Origin of the sequence: Streptomyces dengpaensis (genome assembly GCF_002946835.1) — a bacterium.
Lineage (GTDB): Bacteria > Actinomycetota > Actinomycetes > Streptomycetales > Streptomycetaceae > Streptomyces > Streptomyces dengpaensis.
Map to the genome: position 1 here is coordinate 2,581,883 of NZ_CP026652.1, position 17,982 is coordinate 2,599,864.

Below are 17,982 nucleotides of genomic sequence, written 5' to 3' on the forward strand. Positions count from 1 at the left end.
GGGGCTGCCGCCCCCAGACCCCCGCCGTCGCGCTTCGCGCTCGTCCTCAAACGCCGGACGGGCTGAGATCAGCCCCTCCGGCGTTTGAGGAGCGGGGTCGGGGCGGAGCCCGCGGGCAGCTACGCCGCCGGTTCCACCCCAGCCCGCAGCAGCCCGTACGTGTACGCATCCTCCAGCGCCTGCCAGGACGCGGCGATGACGTTTTCGGCGACGCCCACCGTCGACCACTCACCCTCGCCGTCGGAGGTGGAGATCAGGACCCTCGTGGTGGACTGGGTGCCGTGCTTGCCCTCCAGGATGCGGACCTTGTAGTCGACGAGGTCCAGCTTGGCGAGCTGGGGGTAGATCTTCTCGAGGGCGACCCGGAGCGCGCGGTCGAGGGCGTTCACCGGACCGTTGCCCTCCGCCGTGGCGACGATGCGCTCGCCCTTGGCGAAGAGCTTCACCGTGGCCTCGTTGGCGTGGCTGCCGTCGGGGCGGTCCTCGACGATGGCGCGCCAGGACTCGACCTCGAAGTACGTGAGGGCCTTGCCCTCGGCCTCCGCCCTGAGCAGGAGTTCGAAGGACGCGTCGGCCGCCTCGTACGTGTAGCCCCTGAGCTCGCGTTCCTTCACCCGCTCCACGACGCGGCCGACCAGCTCGCGGTCGCCGCCGAGGTCGATGCCGAGCTCCTTGCCCTTGAGCTCGATCGAGGCGCGGCCCGCCATGTCGGAGACGAGCATCCGCATGGTGTTGCCGACCTGCTCGGGGTCGATGTGCTGGTAGAGATCGGGGTCGACCTTGATCGCGGAGGCGTGCAGGCCCGCCTTGTGCGCGAAGGCCGAGACGCCTACGTACGGCTGGTGCGTGGACGGGGTGAGGTTCACGACCTCGGCGATCGCGTGGGAGATGCGCGTCATCTCGCGCAGGGCTCCCTCGGGGAGCACCTTCTTGCCGTACTTGAGCTCCAGGGCGGCCACTACCGGGAACAGGTTCGAGTTGCCGACCCGCTCGCCATAGCCGTTCGCCGTGCACTGGACGTGGGTCGCGCCCGCGTCCACGGCGGCGAGCGTGTTGGCGACCGCGCAGCCCGTGTCGTCCTGGGCGTGGATGCCGAGCCGGGCGCCGGTGTCGGCGAGGACAGTGGCGACGACTGCCTGGACCTGGGCGGGGAGCATGCCGCCGTTGGTGTCGCACAGGACGACGACGTCCGCGCCGGCCTCCGACGCCGCGCGGACGACCGCCTTCGCGTACTCGGGGTTCGCGCGGTAGCCGTCGAAGAAGTGCTCGCAGTCGACGAAGACGCGGCGGCCCTGGGAACGGAGGTACGAGACCGTGTCGCGGACCATCTCCAGGTTCTCGTCGAGGGTGGTGCGCAGGGCCAACTCGACATGCCGGTCATGGGACTTGGCGACCAGGGTGATCACCGGGGCACCGGAGGCCAGGAGCGCGTTGACCTGCGGGTCTTCCGACGCCTTGCCGCCCGCCCGGCGCGTCGCGCCGAACGCCACCAGCTGAGCGTGCCTGAAGTGGATCTCCTGCTGGGCGCGGGCGAAGAACTCGGTGTCCCGCGGATTGGCCCCGGGCCAGCCGCCCTCGATGAAGCCCACGCCGAAGTCGTCCAGGTGCCGTGCGATCGCCAGCTTGTCCGCGACCGTGAGGTTGATGCCCTCACGCTGCGCGCCGTCGCGCAGGGTCGTGTCGAAGACGTGGAACGTATCGTCGAGTTCGCTGGTTGCCGTCATGGTGTCAAGGCTCCTGTGTTGGATCTCGGTCTTTACCGGAATGACCGGCTCCACCGTCCCCCAATGATCCCTCGCGCTGCGCTTCCGGCTGAAGGTGGGCCAGAAATACGAAAAACCTCTCGCGGGTGCGAGAGGTCTGCGCGCGGGTCGAGGACGACGGTGTCCGCCCGTACCTGGTCGTACGTGGCGGTCACTGCGGACCGGCGCGCCTGCTGCCAATAATCATGGCGAACGAGAGCACGGGGGCAGTCTGGCACAAACCGCCCCCACGCTCACCGCCGTCTCAGGATGCGAACCCCTGGTTCAGCCCCTGGTTCAGCCCCTGGTTCAGCCACGGAGCACAGGGTCAATCCCCCGAATTGCTTACAACCCGGGCGCGATATCAGGCGTCCGCGAGGACCACCTCGTCCAGGAAATCCCGTACGTGGCCGGGAATCCGCCCCGGTATACGGCAGGGCCGCCGCGGACGCGGAGTCCGAGGCGGCCCTGGCAAGGAAACGGTGAGGCTCAGCCCAGCGGATGCATCCAGCCGTGCTTGTCCTCCGAGACGCCACGCTGGATGTCCAGCAGCGCCTCGCGCAGCTTCTGGGTGACCTCGCCGAGCTCGCCGTTCGACTGCTTCCACTCGGCGCTGTTGCGCTTGACCGTGCCGACGGGGGTGATGACGGCGGCGGTGCCGCAGGCGAAGACCTCGGTCAGGGTGCCGTTCTCGGTGTCGCGCTGCCACTGGTCGATGGAGACGCGGCCCTCCACGGACTCGTAGCCGAGGTCGCGGGCGACCGTCAGCAGCGAGTCGCGCGTGACGCCCTCCAGGATGGAGCCGGTGAGGGCCGGCGTGACGATCTTGTCGCCGTACACGAAGTACAGGTTCATGCCGCCGAGTTCCTCGATCCACCGGTGCTCGACCGCGTCGAGGTAGCAGACCTGGTCGCAGCCCTTGGCGGCGGCCTCGGCCTGGGCCAGGAGGGAGGCGGCGTAGTTGCCGCCGGTCTTGGCGTCGCCCATGCCGCCGGGGACGGCGCGGACGCGGTCCTCGGAGACCCAGATGGAGACGGGCTTCACGCCGCCCGCGAAGTAGGCGCCGGCCGGGGAGGCGATGACGATGAACAGGTACTCGTTCGCCGGCTTCACGCCCAGGCCGACCTCGGTCGCGATCATGAACGGGCGGAGGTAGAGGGACTCCTCGCCACCGTGCGCCGGGACCCAGGCGCGGTCCTGCTGGATCAGCGCGTCGCACGCCTCGATGAAGGTCTCGACCGGAAGCTCCGGCATGCCGAGCCGGCGGGCGGAGGACTGGAAGCGCTGGGCGTTCTTGTCCGGGCGGAACGTCGCGACGGAGCCGTCGGGCTGGCGGTAGGCCTTGAGGCCCTCGAAGATCTCCTGCGCGTAGTGCAGGACCATGGTCGCCGGGTCGAGGGAGAGCGGAGCGTACGGAACGAGCTGGCCGTCGTGCCAACCGCGGCCCTCCGTCCACTTGATCGTCACCATGTGGTCGGTGAAGTGGCGGCCGAACCCGGGGTTGGCCAGAAGCGCCTCGCGCTCCGCGTCGGAGAGTGGCGAGGCCGAGGGCTTGAGCTCGATCGTGGGCTGCGTCATGAGTGGTTGTCCTTCACCGGTTGTGTGTGACGGACCGCGCTCACGCCCCTACCGCCAGTGGCCAGTGTTAGGACGTCCGAGCATTCCCTCTTGGCGCGGCTCCGCGTTCGATTATCGCGCGGGGGCAGCGGCGGAAGAAACGGGGTGAATGCGGCCCAGAGGTTGATGGTGGCACCCGGCGAGGCACAGCAAAAGCCGCCGGGTGCGGATGCGACCCGGCGGCTACTTGTTTACTTCAAGTGCGCGGCGGGTCAGCCCGCTACTCGTACGGCGAGCGCGTCGCCGATTTCGTCGGTCGTACGGGCGGGCTGTCCGACCCGTTCGGCGAGGTCGGCGGAAACGGCCTCCTCGATGCGGGCGGCCTCGGTCTCGTAGCCGAGGTGGCGCAGCAGGAGGGCGACGGACAGGACGGTGGCGCTGGGGTCGGCCTTGCCCTGGCCCGCGATGTCGGGCGCCGAGCCGTGCACGGGCTCGAACATCGAGGGGAACTCGCCGCTCGGGTTGATGTTGCCGGAGGCGGCGACGCCGATGCCGCCGGAGACGGCCGCGGCGAGGTCGGTGATGATGTCGCCGAAGAGGTTGTCGGTGACGATCACGTCGAAGCGCCCGGGGTCCGTGACGAGGTAGATCGTCGCGGCGTCGACGTGGATGTAGTCGATGGTGACCTCGGGGAACTCCTCGGCCACCTTGTTGAAGATGTTGGTCCACAGGTGACCGGCGAACGTCAGCACGTTGTTCTTGTGGACCAGCGTCAGCTTCTTGCGCGGGCGGGCCTGCGCGCGGGCGAACGCGTCACGGACGACACGCTCGACACCGAAGGCCGTGTTGACGGAGACCTCGGTGGCGACCTCGTGCGGGGTGCCCTTCCTGATGGTGCCGCCATTGCCGGTGTACGGGCCCTCGGTGCCCTCGCGGACCACGACGAAGTCGATCTCCGGCTGTCCGGCGAGCGGGGTGGCGACACCCGGGAGGAGCTTCGACGGACGCAGGTTGACGTGGTGGTCGAAGGCGAAGCGGAGCTTGAGCAGGAAGCCGCGCTCCAGGACGCCGGACGGGACCGAGGGGTCGCCGATCGCGCCGAGCAGGATGGCGTCGTGCCGCTTCAGGGCGTCGAGGTCGGCGTCGGTGAGGGTCTCACCGGTGGCGTGGTAGCGCCGGGCGCCGAAGTCGAACTCCGTGGTCTCCAGCTTCACATCCTGCGGGAGCACGGCGGAGAGGACCTTGAGCCCCTGGGCCACGACTTCCTGGCCGATGCCGTCACCGGGGATCACTGCGAGATTGATGCTGCGAGACATGACGGCACCGTACTCCTTGTCCCATGGGATGACACGGCATGTCCGCCATACGGACAGGCTGACGCCGGAGCACGTCCACCCTTCGACGTACGTTCACCCGTACGTATGGCGGGCGTTGGGGCTTGCTGGGAAGTTTCCCGACATGGAGACCCCTGACGTCGGTATTCCGCCCCAGCTTGCACGCCGGATGAGCATGGCGGAGCAGCACGAGTACGTGCGGACGAAGCTCACCCGGCGCCGTGCGCTGGTGACGGCGGGCGCGTTCGCGAGCGGCGGGCTGCTGGCGGGCTGTGGGTCGGACGCGAAGAGCGCATCCACCCCGTCGCCGAGCGGCACCGCGACCGGGCGGGTGCCCGGCTCGGTCGTCACCCCCTTCGGCCGCCACCTCGCCTTCGGCGCGGACCCGAAGACCCAGATGCGGATCTCCTGGCAGGTGCCGTTCGCGGTCAAGAAGCCATACGTCCGCGTCGGGCTGAAGCCCTGGGCCCTCGGCCGGAAGATCGAGGCCGAGGTCCGCGCCCTGCACACGCCGGGGGTGACCGGCGTGCGGCTCGCCCTCGACCAGTACTACCTGCACGCGGCGCTGGACGGCCTGCGCCCCGGCACGACGTACTACTACGGCGTCGGCCACGAGGGATTCGACCCCGCGTCCCGGGAACGGCACGCCACGGTGGGCCACTTCCGCACGGCGCCGGCCGGCCCCGAGAAGTTCGTGTTCACCGCCTTCGGCGACCAGGGCGTCACCCCCGACGCGCTCGGCACCGACCGTACGCTCCTCGGCCGTCACCCGTCGTTCCATCTGCACGCGGGCGACATCTGCTACGCGGACGGCAAAGGCGTCGGCAAGAAGTCGGACGGCTACGACCCCGGCGCCTGGGACCTGTTCCTCAAGCAGACCGAGACGGTGGCCAAGTCGGTGCCGTGGATGGTGACGACCGGCAACCACGACATGGAGGCCTGGTACTCGCCGAACGGGTACGGGGGCCAGTCCGCCCGCTGGACGCTCCCGGACAACGGCTTCGACGCACGCAACGCCCCGGGCGTCTACTCCTTCACGTACGGCAATGTCGGCATCGTCGCGCTGGACGCGAACGACGTGTCGTACGAGATTCCCGCCAACAAGGGCTACACGGACGGCAGGCAGACGGCCTGGCTCGACAAGCGGCTCGGTGAGCTGCGCAAGACGGCCGACTTCGTCGTGGTCTTCTTCCACCACTGCGCCTACTCGACCTCGACCCACGCCTCCGACGGGGGTGTACGCGACGCCTGGGTGCCGCTGTTCGCCAAGCACCAGGTGGACCTGGTGATCAACGGGCACAACCACGTGTACGAGCGGACCGACGCCATCAGGGGCGGCAAGGTGGGCAGGCCGGTGCCGGTCGGCGCGTCCACCGATCCGACGCGGGACGGGATCGTGTACGTCACGGCGGGCGGCGCGGGCAAGAGCCTGTACGGCTTCCCCGACGGGGTCAAGGACAGCTACGAGGGGAAGGTCACCGGCCACGAGGCCGTGGACACCTTCCACTGGACGAAGTCGCAGCAGCGGAACGACGACACCGTGGAGTGGTCGCGGGTCCGCTACACCGGCTACTCCTTCCTCTCGGTGGAGGCGGAGGCGGGCACGGCTCCCCGGCTCAAGGTGTCGGCGCTCGCCGAGAGCGGCAAGCGCATCGACTACTTCGAGGTGCGGCGCGGGGCGTAGGCGTAGGCCCCGCACCGCACCTCTCGCGGGCGCGGCTCCCGGACTGTGGGGCGGGCGCGGACGGGTCAGTGCCCCGTCGCGCCGCCGTTGTCCCTTCGGTCGAGGGCGCGCTGCAGCGCGGCGGCGGCATTCCTGCGGTCGGACTCACTCGTACGGGAAACGTGACGGACTCGGCGGACGGTCGTCTCGGCCATGATGAATCGACTCCTTGCCTCCGGGGGCCCAGGAAGGGCGGCCAGAAGTGCGGTGAGGGATACGAGACGCCGGAGGGGGCGGGAAGCACGGTGCCGCAGGGATTGCCTGCCTAGGGCTCCGGCTTACGACCGCCATTCGCTGGGTCGAGCGAGACGTTCGGCTTCTACAAAGCTAAACGAGGAGCGCGCTTCTGTCTCTACAATTAGTCGGACGTCCTACTATCTGAGACGACGGAGCGCCGGTCACAGCGCCGCGGGCTCCGCTTTCGCCGGACCCGGGTCGCCCGCAGGGCTGATCCTCTCCCCCACGCCCGACATCGGCTTCCGACAGGGGGAACGGTGAAGTCATGAACGACACGGCCAAAGCGCTGCTCGAAGGCGGCCCGAACGACCTGCCGGAACGGATCGTCACGATCACGCCCTCGCAAGAGGAACTGAAGATCGAGCTCCGGAACGGATACGAGCATTTCAGGCGGACCCCACGGCACCAGGACACGCCGGAGGGCAGGCTGCCCGTGTACGAGTGGTGGGAGAGGACGGAGATGCCCGGGTAACCCCACGCCTGACGACGACGATCACCGCACCGTCGTACGCCGTCGTCCGTCTCCACCGGTTCGCTCCCCGTCACGGGGACAGTGTGCCCGTGCGGACGTGGAAACGGGCCGGGAAGCCCGCTCGGGGGGTCAGGCTTCCCGGCCCGGACTCAGGGGGCTTGTCAGCCCATGTGCGGGTATCCGTAGTCGGTCGGCGGAACCAGCGTCTCCTTGATGGCGCGGGTCAGCGTCCAGCGCATCAGGTTCTGCGGGGCGCCCGCCTTGTCGTTGGTGCCGGAGGCGCGGCCGCCGCCGAAGGGCTGCTGGCCGACGACGGCGCCGGTCGACTTGTCGTTGATGTAGAAGTTGCCCGCCGCATAGCGGAGCTTGTCCATCGTGTACGCCGTCGCCGCGCGGTCGCCGGAGATGACCGAGCCGGTGAGCGCGTAGTCCGAGGCCGACTCCATCTGGGTCAGCATCTCGTCGTACTTCTCGTCCTCGTAGACGTGCACGGCGAGGAAGGGACCGAAGTACTCGGTCGTGAAGACCTCGTTCTCCGGGTCCGAGCACTCGACGACGGTCGGGCGCACGAAGTAGCCGACCGAGTCGTCGTACGTACCGCCCGCGACGATCGTGCAGGCCTCGTCCGCCTTGGCGCGGTCGATGGCCGCCTTGCTCTTGGCGAACGCGCGCTCGTCGATGACCGCGCCGATGAAGTTCGACAGGTCGGTGACGTCACCCATGGTCAGGTAGTCGACCTCGGCCGCGAACTCCTCCTTGAAGCCGGAGTTCCAGATGGAGGCCGGGATGTACGCGCGGGAGGTCGCGGAGCACTTCTGGCCCTGGTACTCGAAGGCACCGCGGGTCAGGGCGGTCTTGAGGATCGCGCGGTCGGCGCTCGGGTGGGCGACGACGAAGTCCTTGCCGCCGGTCTCGCCGATCAGACGCGGGTAGGAGCGGTACTTCTCGATGTTGTTGCCGATCGTCTTCCACAGGTGCTGGAAGGTCTTGGTCGAGCCGGTGAAGTGGATGCCGGCGAGGTCGCGGTGCTCCAGGGCGACCTTGGAGACCTCGATGCCGTCGCCGGTGACGAGGTTGATGACGCCCTTGGGCAGGCCCGCCTCCTCCAGGAGCTGCATCAGCAGCACGGCGGCGTGGGTCTGCGTCGGGGACGGCTTCCAGACGACGACGTTGCCCATGAGGGCCGGGGCCGTCGGCAGGTTGCCCGCGATCGCCGTGAAGTTGAACGGGGTGATCGCGTAGACGAAGCCCTCGAGCGGGCGGTGGTCGAGGCGGTTCCAGACGCCCGGCGAGTTGGCCGGGGGCTGCTCGGCCAGGATCTGACGGGCGTAGGCGACGTTGAAGCGCCAGAAGTCGATGAGCTCACAGGGGGTGTCGATCTCGGCCTGCTGGGCGGTCTTCGACTGGCCGAGCATGGTGGAGGCCGCGAGGGTCTCGCGCCAGGGGCCGGCCAGCAGCTCGGCGGCGCGCAGGATGATCGCCGCGCGGTCGTCGAAGGACATCGCGCGCCAGGCGGGCGCGGCGGCCAGGGCCGCGTCGATGGCGTCCTGGGCGTCCTGCTGCGTCGCGTTGGCGTACGTGCCGATGCGCGCCTTGTGGTTGTGCGGCTGCACGACGTCGAAACGCTCGCCGCCGCCCATGCGCCTCTCGCCGCCGATGGTCATCGGCAGGTCGATCGGGTTCTCGGCCAGCTCCTTGAGCTTGACCTCCAGACGGGCGCGCTCGGGCGAGCCGGGGGCGTAGCCGTGCACCGGCTCGTTGACGGGGGTGGGAACCTGGGTCACAGCGTCCATGAGCTACCTCTTCCGAGTGAATCCCTGGCTTCAGCGGACAGGAGCCGAAGTCGTGTACGTATGTTGGGCGGCGGTCAGGGCTTGACCGTCACGAGTTCGTCCGGCGAGCTCGTGAGAAGCCCTTCGGGGCGGAGTCACGTTTTCCGTAACTCCTTTCGGGAAACCGGTCGGCTCAGCCGACCAGCGGGCGGCAGCTGTTGTCATCCAGGATGCATCGTGGATCACGACAGCTGCGGCTCAGCCCTTGGTGAGGATCGAGCGAGCGAAGAACATGAGGTTGGCCGGCTTCTCCGCCAGGCGCCGCATGAAGTAGCCGTACCAGTCGGTGCCGTACGCGGTGTACACGCGCATGCGGTGTCCTTCGGCGGCGAGCCGCAGGTGCTCCTCGCCGCGGATGCCGTAGAGCATCTGGAACTCGTACTCGTCCAGCTTGCGCCCGGCGCGCCGCGCGAGCTCCTGCGCGATGGAGATGAGCCGCGGGTCGTGGGACCCGATCATCGGATACCCCTCGCCCTCCATCAGAATCTTCAGGATGCGGACGTACGCCTTGTCGGTCTCGGCCTTCTGCTGGTACGCGACCTCGGCGGGCTCCTTGTAGGCGCCCTTCACGAGGCGTACGCGGCTGCCGCTCGCGGCGAGGCGGCGGGCGTCGGCCTCGGTGCGGAACAGGTAGGCCTGGATGACGCAGCCGGTCTGCGGGAAGTCCTTCCGCAGCTCCTCGTGGATGGCGAACATCGAGTCGAGGGTGGTGTGGTCCTCCGCGTCCAGCGTGACCGTCGTGCCGATCGCCGCGGCGGCCTCGACGACCGGGCGGACGTTGGCGAGGGCCAGCTCGTGGCCGCCGGGCAGCGCCTGCCCGAACATCGACAGCTTGACGGACATCTCGGCCTTGGTACCGAGGTCCAGTTCCTTGAGGCGGTCGATGAGCTCCAGGTACGCGTCTCGGGCGGCCGTGGCCTGCTCCGGGGTCGTGATGTCCTCGCCGACGACGTCCATCGTGACCTCCAGGCCCTTGCCCGTGAGGTCCCGGATGATCGGGACGACCTGGTCGACGGTCTCGCCGGGGATGAAGCGGTCGACGACCTGCTTGGTCACCGGGGCCGCCGAGATCACACGGCGCATTTTGTCGCTGCGCGAGGCGGCGAGAATCACGGGACCCAGCACGGGGCACCTCCACAACAAAGCCAACAGGAGGCCGAATCCCGACGGTTCGGGTACGGCACGGAGAACCACCGTGAAACCTAAGGATCCCTCCGATCGTCGGCCATCGACAGCTGTCACGCATCCGTGCCCTGGATCTCAGACAGATGTATGAAGGCCTCGCGGAAATGGGAGAGAATGCCCGGGTGAAGGGTGAATACAGAGGCGAGCACCGAGGCGAACACAGGGGCGACTACCAAGAACTGGTCGACGAGATCTCGGCACTCCTCGGCGTCCCCGCGACCCTGGAGAACCGTGACTTCGAGCTGATCGCCTTCGGCGCGTACGACAGCGAGGGCGACCTCGACCCGTCGGCCCTCGACCCCGTGCGCACCCGCTCGATCCTCACGCGCCGCTCCACCACGGCGGTCCGCACCTGGTTCGAGGGCTTCGGCATCACCCGCGCCACAGGCCCGGTCCGCATTCCGCCGACCCCGGAGGCGGGGGTGTACCGGGGACGGATCTGTCTCCCCGTACGCCATCGGGGTGTCGTCCTGGGCTACGTCTGGCTGCTCGACGACGATCCCGGCCCCTCCGACGCCCAGCTGGCCGCCGCCCTGGACGTCGCCTCCCGCATCGGCGCCCTGCTCGCGGACGAGGCCCAGGCCGGCGCGGACCTCACCCGCGAGCTGCGCGCCGTCCTCACCGCCGAGCGCGGCTGGCAGCGCGACATGGCGGTCGCCGAGCTGCGCACGGCGCTCGGCCCCCGCGGCGACGGACTGCACACCGTCGTCTGTGTCGCCCCCTGGCCCTCGGCCGACCCGGACGACGCCCCGTCCGCCCGTACGGTGCCGGGGGCGACCGCGCTGTGCACGGTGCCGTGGGGCACCACCGGCCAGAGCCTCGCGCTGCTCGTACGGCTCCGGTCGGCGGACGTACTGACTCCGGCACTGACGGCGGCTTCGCGATTCGCGCGGGACGCGGCGGGGGCGCGCGTGGGGGCAGCGGCCGCCGCCGGGGTCGCCGGCGCCCGGGTGGGCCTCGCCGAGCTGGGCGCCGCCTGGCAGGAGGCGTCCGCCGCCGCGCGCGCCGCGCTGGCCGAACCACGCCTCGGCCCGGTCGCCGAATGGGCGTCCATCGGCCCCTTCCGCCTCCTGACGTCCCTGCCTCCGGACGCCGCCCACGACCCCGCCGTACGAACCCTGCTGTCCCCCGCCCACCACGAACTCGCCCGCACGGCCGAGGCGTTCCTCGACCGCGCCGGCCAAGCCGGGCGCACGGCAGCGGAGTTGGGGATCCACCGCCAGACGCTGTACTACCGGCTGTCTCGGGTCGAGCAGCTGACGGGCCTGGAACTGGACGACGGCGAGGACCGGCTCCTGCTGCACATGGCGTTGAAGGCGGCGCGGCTCTGAGCCACGCCGGGCGGGACCCGGCGGCTCTCGGCGACTGACGGACGAGCGCCCCGATGCGGGATTGACGAAGATCAAGGATTGTTGAAAACGATTATCATCATGCTACGGTCGGCGCACGCTGCTCCCTTGACCACCCCTTTACCGGAGGGTTCCGTGCGCCTGCCCGCCCGCCTTCTCCCCGCCGCTGCTCTCGCCGCGGGCTCCGCCCTGCTCACCGGCTGCTTCTCCGCGACCGGTTCCGACGCGAGCTCCGCCGAGGGCAAGCGCATACGCGTGGCGATGATGCAAGATCGCGCAGTTCCCCGCGCTCCCTCCGTACCTGGGGGCTTTGCCCCCAGACCCCCTAAAAGATTGCGCGGTTCCCCGCGCCCCTGGACGGCCACCTGACGCTGTCAGTGGCGCGTGCCAGGATGTCCCCCGTGGCACGGACATTCGGTACGCCGTTCATCGGCCGGGAGGACGAACTCGCCCGGCTCACCGGCGTGCTGGACCGGGCCAGGGCCGGCGACCCCCGGGCCGTCCTGGTGGCGGGCGACGCCGGCGTCGGCAAGACCCGGACTCTCGCGGAGGCCTCGGCGCACGCCGCCGCCACCGGCATGACCGTCCTCACCGGCCACTGCGTGGACCTGGGCGACGTGGGCCTGCCGTACCTGCCGTTCACGGAGATCCTCGGGGTACTCGCCGCCGACGACCGCTTCGCCCCCGCCTTCGCGTCACACCCCGCGGTGGACCGACTGCTCGGTACCGGCTCCGGCACCGCCCCGGACGCGGGCAGCCGCCTGCACCTGTTCGAGGGAATGGCAGCGCTTCTCGCCGACCTCGCCGACATCACCCCGCTGCTCCTGGTCCTCGAAGACCTCCACTGGGCGGACCAGTCCTCCCGCGATCTCCTCCGTTTCCTGCTCAGCCGCGGGCTCCTGCAAAGCGGAGCGCCCGGCGCGCACCGCCTGGCCGTCTTCGCCTCGTACCGCGCCGACGACCTGCACCGCCGCCACCCCCTGCGCCCCCTCCTCGCCGAGCTGATCCGGCTGCCCGTCGTCGACCGCCTTGAGCTGCGGCCGATGGCCGACGCCGAAGTGGCCCGTCTCGTACGGGCGTTGCGCACCGACCCCCTTCCGGACGCCGCGGTCCGCCGTATCGTCGACCGCGCGGAGGGCAACGCCTTCTACGCGGAGGAGCTGCTCGCCGCCCTGCCCGGCGACTTCGACCCGGCGTCGCCCGGCATGCCGAGCGGCCTGGCCGATGTCCTCCTCATCCGGATCGAGCAGCTCTCCGACACCGCCCAGCAGGTGCTGCGCACGGCCGCCGTCGCCGGGCGCCGCGTCGAGCACGACCTGCTGCGTGACGCCGTACAACTGCCGCAGGACGAGCTGGAGTCGGCGCTGCGCGAAGCCGTCGGCCGCCAGCTGCTGGTTCCGGGCGACGATGCGACGTACTCGTTCCGGCACGCCCTCACCCGCGAGGCCGTGTACGCCGATCTGCTGCCCGGCGAGCGGGTCAGACTGCACGGCACGTTCGCCAAACTCCTTGCGGGGCATGGCCGTTCCGCGGAGAGCGCGGCGGAGCGGGCGCATCACTCGCGCGAGAGTCACGACCTCGCCGACGCGCTCGCGGCCTCACTCGAAGCCGCCGACCACGCCCAGCGGGTCGGCGCGCCCGCCGAGGAGCTGCGTCACCTGGAGACCGCGCTCGAACTGTGGCCCGCGGTGGCCGCCGGCGCCCGCCCCCAGGGCGGCGACTCGGTGACCCTCACCCTGCGCGCGTCCGCTGCCGCCGCGCACGCGGGCGAGGCCCACCGGGCGGTCCACCTGACCCGCGCCGCGCTCGCCAGGGCGGGCTCGGACGCCGACTCCGAACTCGCCGCCCGCGTCCGCTACACGCTCGCGGGCAACCTGATGCGCATCGACAGCCTGACGGCCGCGTTCACGTACAGCAGCGAGGCGCTCGACCTGATACCGGCCGAGCCGCCGTCGTACACCTGGGTGTGGGCGGCGGCGACCCACGTCATGGCGGCGCGCTACGTGGGGCGGGACGAGGACGCCGAGCGGGTCGCCCGCCAGGCGCTGCGCACCGCCGAGGAGCTTCGGCTGGCCGACGCGCAGGCCGACTTGATGATCTCCCTGGTGGGCCTGGAAGCGCACAACCGGCGTACGCCGCAAGGCCGGGAGCGGTTGGGTCAGGCCCGCGAGCTGGCCCGGGCCGTCGGCAACATACCGGTCGAGATGCGCGCGCTCTTCAATCTCGCCATCGGGTGCTACGAATCCGGTGACCTCGACGAGTGCCTGACCTGGGTCGCCGGCGGCCTCGACCGCGCCCGCCGCGCCGGCCTCCTCTCCTCGCCGTACGCCCTGGAGCTGCGCTACCTCCAGTCGTTGGTGCTCTACACCCTGGGCCGTTGGGACGAGTGCGCGCGAGCGGCGGCCGAGGACGCCGAGCGGCTGCCTGCGGCGGGCGGTTTCGCGACGGGGCCCGCACTGTACGTCGCCCTGGCGCGCGGCGACGAGGATGCCGCCGACCGTGCCCGCGCCTTCCTCGACGGGCGGTTCGACTGGATGGCCACGCTCATCGCGGGCGTCGTGCTGACCGACGCCGCCGCCGTACGAGGGGACGCCGAGGCCGCCGTCGAGCGGGTGCACGCCACGATCGCGGCGCTCACCGACGACGCCGTCACCGAGCGGCCCGACGTCGCCGTGCGGCTGGCCGCGCTCGCCCTGTCCGCCGTCGCCGACACGGCGGCCGAGTTGCGGCTGACCGACGACATGACGGGGGCGCGCCGGTGGGCAGGCACCGCCACCGAGATGGTGGAGGTGGCCCGGGCCACGGCCGCCCAGGGCAAGGACGGTTCCCCGCAGGGCCCGGAAGGGGTGGCGTGGCTGGCCCGCGCCGAGGCCGAGTGGCTGCGTGCGCACGCCGGGCCGGACGTCGCGGCGTGGGAGAAGGCCGTGGCCGCGTTCGGGTACGGCGATCCGTACGAGCTGGCCCGCTGCAGACGGCGGCTCGCCGAGGCACTGCTGACGGCGGACCGCCGCGAGGAGGCCGCCGAGCAGGCGCGCGCGGCCCTCGACACCGCCGTGCGCCTCGGTGCCGTACCGCTGCGCGAGGCGGTGGACGCCCTCGTCCGGCGCGGGCGCCTCGCCGAGTCGGCGTCCGGCGTGGACCGTATCGCCGTGCTGACCGCCCGGGAGGGCGACGTCCTGCGGCTGCTGGCCCGGGGCCGCACCAACCGCCAGATCGGCGAGGAGCTGTTCATCACCGGCAAGACGGCCAGCGTCCACGTCTCCAACATCCTCGCGAAGCTGGGCGCCGCAAGCCGCACGGAAGCCGTGGCCATCGCCTACCGCGAGGGTCTGATCGCGCCCGAGACGGCAAAACACCGGACGAGCTGAGGTCTCAGCCCGTCCGGCGATCGAGGACGAAGCCGCCCAGGCCGATACGGGGAGCCGGGGCAGAGCCCCCAGGGGGTCGGGCAGCCACAGATGACAACGCCGGACGAGCTGACGGTTCAGCCCGTCCGGCGATCGAGGACGAAGCCGCCCAGGCCGATACGGGGGGCTGGAGGCAGAGCCCCCAGAGCCTTGCAGCCACAGATGACAACGCCGGACGGGCCGATACGGGGGGGCTGGGGGCAGAGCCCCCAGGGGGTCGGGCAGCCTCAGACGAGGTTGACCGAACGGGCCGACGTCGCGCCGATTGCCTCCGCGAGCTCGGTGAGCACGGCCTGCGAGACCGTGTCGTCGACGGTGAGGACCGCGAGGGCCTCGCCGCCGGCGGCCGCGCGGGCGACCTGCATGCCGGCGATGTTGATGCCCGCCTCGCCGAGGATGCGGCCGACTGTGCCGACGACACCGGGACGGTCCTCGTAGCCCAGCACGACCATGTGGTCGGCGAGCGCGAGGTCCACGTCGTACTCGCCGACGGCGACGATCTTCTGCAGGTGCTTCGGGCCCGCGAGCGTGCCGGAGACCGAGACCTCCTGGCCGTCGCCGAGCGTGCCGCGCACGGTGACCACGTTGCGGTGGTCCGGGGACTCCGAGCTGGTCGTCAGGCGGACCTCGACGCCGCGCTCCTGCGCGAACAGCGGGGCGTTGACGTACGACACGGTCTCGTCGACGACGTCCTCGAACACGCCCTTGAGCGCGGAGAGTTCGAGCACCTTGACGTCGTGCTGGGTGACCTCGCCGTACACCTCGACGTCGAGACGGACCGCGACCTCGCCCGCGAGGGCGGTGAAGATACGGCCGAGGTTCTCGGCGAGCGGCAGGCCCGGCTTGACGTCCTCGGCGATGACACCGCCCTGGACGTTCACCGCGTCCGGAACCAGCTCGCCGGCGAGGGCGAGGCGCACCGAGCGGGCGACGGAGATACCGGCCTTCTCCTGCGCCTCGTCGGTGGAGGCGCCGAGGTGCGGGGTGCACACGACCTGGTCGAGCTCGAAGAGCGGGGAGTCCGTGCAGGGCTCCTTCGCGTACACGTCGAGGCCGGCGCCGGCGACGCGGCCCTCCTTGAGCGCCGAGTAGAGCGCCTCCTCGTCGACGATCCCGCCGCGCGCGGCGTTCACGATGCGCACCGACGGCTTGACCTTGTGCAGCGCCTCGTCGCCGATGAGACCGAGGGTCTCGGGGGTCTTCGGCAGGTGCACGGTGATGAAGTCGGAGACCTCGAGCAGCTCGTCGAGGGACAGCACCTTGACGCCCATCTGCGCGGCGCGCGCGGGCTGGACGTACGGGTCGTAGGCGACGACCTTCATGCCGAACGCCGACATGCGCTGAGCGACCAGCGCGCCGATGCGGCCGAGGCCGACGACGCCGAGGGTCTTCTCGGCGAGCTCGACACCGGTGTACTTGCTGCGCTTCCACTCGCCGTTCTTCAGTGCCGAGTTGGCCTGCGGAATGTTGCGCGCGCTGGCGACGAGGAGACCGCAGGCCAGCTCGGCGGCGGTCACGATGTTCGAGGTGGGGGCGTTGACGACCATCACGCCGGCCTTGGTGGCGGCGGAGACGTCCACGTTGTCCAGGCCGACGCCGGCTCGCGCGACGACCTTCAGCTTCCTGGCGGCGGCGACGGCCTCGGCGTCGACCTTGGTGGCCGAGCGGATCAGGATCGCGTCGACGTCGGCGATCGCGGGCAGCAGCTCGGCGCGGTCCGCGCCATTGCACTGCCGGATCTCGAAGTCCGGGCCCAGGGCGTCGACGGTCGCGGGCGACAGCTCTTCAGCGATGAGTACGACAGGTTTCGAGCTCACGTGAGTCCTCACAAGTCCAATGCGGACGGCCGTCCCGACGGCCGCAGGCGGTGGAGGTTTGCTAGCCGCGTGGAAGACGCACGACGCTGTGGGCCTGACGCGTATGTTGTGCAGCAGTGTAGTGGCGTCGCGGCGGTCGTCTTACGCCGCTGCGGAATGATCACCCGTCCGTGGCTGGACGGGGTGGACAACGTCGTGTTGTCAGGTATTTCCGAGGGTTCTTCGACGCTACCAGGCGTACGACGCGGGGGCCGGGGCGGCATGCCCCGGCCCCCGCGTCGTGCGGGCTTACGCCTCGTCGTCGTTGACCCACGACATGAGCTTGCGCAGCTCCTTGCCGGTGGTCTCCAGGAGGTGGTTCTCGTCCTGGGTCTTGTACTCGTTGTACTTCTTCAGGCCGGAGTGGTACTCCTCCATCCAGTTCTTGGCGAACGTGCCGTCCTGGATCTCCGCGAGGACCTTCTTCATCTCGGCCTTGGTGGCGTCGGTGATGATGCGCGGGCCGGTGACGTAGTCGCCCCACTCGGCGGTCTCGGAGACGGACCAGCGCATCTTCTCCAGGCCGCCCTCGTACATGAGGTCGACGATGAGCTTCAGCTCGTGCAGGCACTCGAAGTACGCGATCTCCGGCTGGTAGCCGGCCTCGGTCAGGGTCTCGAAGCCCGCCTTGACCAGCGCGGCCGTACCGCCGCAGAGGACGGCCTGCTCACCGAACAGGTCGGTCTCGGTCTCCTCGGTGAAGGTCGTCTTGATGACGCCGGCGCGGGTGCCGCCGATGCCCTTGGCGTACGAGAGGGCCAGCGCGAAGGCATTGCCGGTCGCGTCCTGCTCGACGGCCGCGATGCAGGGAACGCCGCGGCCCTCCTCGTACTGACGGCGGACCAGGTGGCCCGGGCCCTTGGGGGCGACCATGGCGACGTCGACACCGGCCGGGGGCTTGATGAAGCCGTAGCGGATGTTCAGCCCGTGGCCGAAGAAGAGGGCGTCGCCGTCCTTCAGGTTCGGGGCGATGTGCTCCTCGTAGACCTGGGCCTGGATCGGGTCCGGCACCAGGATCATGATGACGTCGGCCTCGGCGGCGGCCTCCGACGGCGTCACCACGCGCAGGCCCTGCTCCTCGGCCTTCGCCTTGGACTTCGAGCCCTCGTGCAGACCGACGCGGACGTCGACACCCGAGTCGCGCAGCGACAGCGCGTGGGCGTGGCCCTGGCTGCCGTAGCCGATGACCGCGACCTTGCGGCCCTGGATGATGGACAGGTCGGCGTCGTCGTCGTAGAACAGCTCGGCCACTGGAGTTCTCCTTGGTGTGCTGGTGTCGCGTCCCACC

At 70.5% G+C, this 17,982-nt stretch carries 12 protein-coding genes; 4 read left to right on the forward strand and 8 right to left on the reverse strand.

What is annotated here, in order from left to right:
- Window positions 1-119: 119 nt before the first annotated feature.
- The 3 genes from cimA to C4B68_RS11620 all read right to left on the reverse strand — a co-directional run bounded on the left by cimA (window position 120) and on the right by C4B68_RS11620 (window position 4,615).
- Window positions 120-1,724 (reverse strand): citramalate synthase, encoded by a 1,605-nt coding sequence (cimA, locus tag C4B68_RS11610; RefSeq protein ID WP_099504708.1) that lies wholly within the window; start codon window positions 1,722-1,724, stop codon window positions 120-122.
- Window positions 1,725-2,231: 507 nt separating this feature from the next.
- Window positions 2,232-3,320: a branched-chain amino acid aminotransferase gene (locus C4B68_RS11615; RefSeq protein ID WP_099504709.1), complete on the reverse strand. Its 1,089-nt coding sequence runs from the start codon at window positions 3,318-3,320 to the stop codon at window positions 2,232-2,234.
- A 251-nt stretch (window positions 3,321-3,571) separates the two neighbouring features.
- On the reverse strand, window positions 3,572-4,615 hold the full coding sequence (locus tag C4B68_RS11620) for a 3-isopropylmalate dehydrogenase (protein WP_099504710.1): 1,044 nt from the start codon (window positions 4,613-4,615) through the stop codon (window positions 3,572-3,574).
- Window positions 4,616-4,757: 142 nt separating this feature from the next.
- Between C4B68_RS11620 and C4B68_RS11625 the strand changes: the two genes are divergently transcribed.
- Window positions 4,758-6,317, forward strand: coding sequence for a purple acid phosphatase family protein (locus tag C4B68_RS11625; protein WP_099504711.1), 1,560 nt, complete (start codon window positions 4,758-4,760; stop codon window positions 6,315-6,317).
- Between the two features lie 65 nt (window positions 6,318-6,382).
- Here the strand turns inward: C4B68_RS11625 and C4B68_RS44050 are convergent, their stop codons facing one another.
- The gene (locus C4B68_RS44050; protein WP_099504712.1) at window positions 6,383-6,511 is read right to left on the reverse strand and encodes a hypothetical protein; all 129 of its coding nucleotides are present in this window, start codon (window positions 6,509-6,511) and stop codon (window positions 6,383-6,385) included.
- A 347-nt stretch (window positions 6,512-6,858) separates the two neighbouring features.
- Between C4B68_RS44050 and C4B68_RS11635 the strand changes: the two genes are divergently transcribed.
- The gene (locus tag C4B68_RS11635) at window positions 6,859-7,065 is read left to right on the forward strand and encodes a DUF5988 family protein (RefSeq protein WP_099504713.1); all 207 of its coding nucleotides are present in this window, start codon (window positions 6,859-6,861) and stop codon (window positions 7,063-7,065) included.
- A gap of 161 nt (window positions 7,066-7,226) precedes the next feature.
- Here the strand turns inward: C4B68_RS11635 and pruA are convergent, their stop codons facing one another.
- Together pruA and C4B68_RS11645 are read right to left on the reverse strand one after the other, a co-directional pair.
- Window positions 7,227-8,858, reverse strand: a complete 1,632-nt coding sequence (gene pruA, locus C4B68_RS11640) for an L-glutamate gamma-semialdehyde dehydrogenase (RefSeq protein WP_099504714.1) — start codon at window positions 8,856-8,858, stop codon at window positions 7,227-7,229.
- A 237-nt stretch (window positions 8,859-9,095) separates the two neighbouring features.
- Window positions 9,096-10,022 (reverse strand): proline dehydrogenase family protein, encoded by a 927-nt coding sequence (locus tag C4B68_RS11645; protein WP_099504715.1) that lies wholly within the window; start codon window positions 10,020-10,022, stop codon window positions 9,096-9,098.
- A gap of 164 nt (window positions 10,023-10,186) precedes the next feature.
- Between C4B68_RS11645 and C4B68_RS11650 the strand changes: the two genes are divergently transcribed.
- The gene (locus C4B68_RS11650; RefSeq protein ID WP_099504792.1) at window positions 10,187-11,413 is read left to right on the forward strand and encodes a helix-turn-helix domain-containing protein; all 1,227 of its coding nucleotides are present in this window, start codon (window positions 10,187-10,189) and stop codon (window positions 11,411-11,413) included.
- Window positions 11,414-11,832: 419 nt separating this feature from the next.
- On the forward strand, window positions 11,833-14,799 hold the full coding sequence (locus C4B68_RS11660; RefSeq protein WP_373682253.1) for a helix-turn-helix transcriptional regulator: 2,967 nt from the start codon (window positions 11,833-11,835) through the stop codon (window positions 14,797-14,799).
- A 266-nt stretch (window positions 14,800-15,065) separates the two neighbouring features.
- Here the strand turns inward: C4B68_RS11660 and serA are convergent, their stop codons facing one another.
- Window positions 15,066-16,655: a phosphoglycerate dehydrogenase gene (gene serA / locus C4B68_RS11665; RefSeq protein WP_099504718.1), complete on the reverse strand. Its 1,590-nt coding sequence runs from the start codon at window positions 16,653-16,655 to the stop codon at window positions 15,066-15,068.
- 288 nt (window positions 16,656-16,943) lie between these two features.
- Window positions 16,944-17,945, reverse strand: coding sequence for a ketol-acid reductoisomerase (ilvC, locus tag C4B68_RS11670; RefSeq protein ID WP_099504719.1), 1,002 nt, complete (start codon window positions 17,943-17,945; stop codon window positions 16,944-16,946).
- Window positions 17,946-17,982 lie beyond the last annotated feature (37 nt).

What these genes read in the sequence shown, in the direction of transcription:
- cimA (WP_099504708.1), bottom strand. Translation starts at nt 1,724, where the DNA reads ATGACGGCAACCAGCGAACTCGACGATACGTTCCACGTCTTCGACACG.
- C4B68_RS11615 (WP_099504709.1), bottom strand. Translation starts at nt 3,320, where the DNA reads ATGACGCAGCCCACGATCGAGCTCAAGCCCTCGGCCTCGCCACTCTCC.
- C4B68_RS11620 (WP_099504710.1), bottom strand. Translation starts at nt 4,615, where the DNA reads ATGTCTCGCAGCATCAATCTCGCAGTGATCCCCGGTGACGGCATCGGC.
- C4B68_RS11625 (WP_099504711.1), top strand. Translation starts at nt 4,758, where the DNA reads ATGGAGACCCCTGACGTCGGTATTCCGCCCCAGCTTGCACGCCGGATG.
- C4B68_RS44050 (WP_099504712.1), bottom strand. Translation starts at nt 6,511, where the DNA reads ATGGCCGAGACGACCGTCCGCCGAGTCCGTCACGTTTCCCGTACGAGT.
- C4B68_RS11635 (WP_099504713.1), top strand. Translation starts at nt 6,859, where the DNA reads ATGAACGACACGGCCAAAGCGCTGCTCGAAGGCGGCCCGAACGACCTG.
- pruA (WP_099504714.1), bottom strand. Translation starts at nt 8,858, where the DNA reads ATGGACGCTGTGACCCAGGTTCCCACCCCCGTCAACGAGCCGGTGCAC.
- C4B68_RS11650 (WP_099504792.1), top strand. Translation starts at nt 10,187, where the DNA reads ATGGGAGAGAATGCCCGGGTGAAGGGTGAATACAGAGGCGAGCACCGA.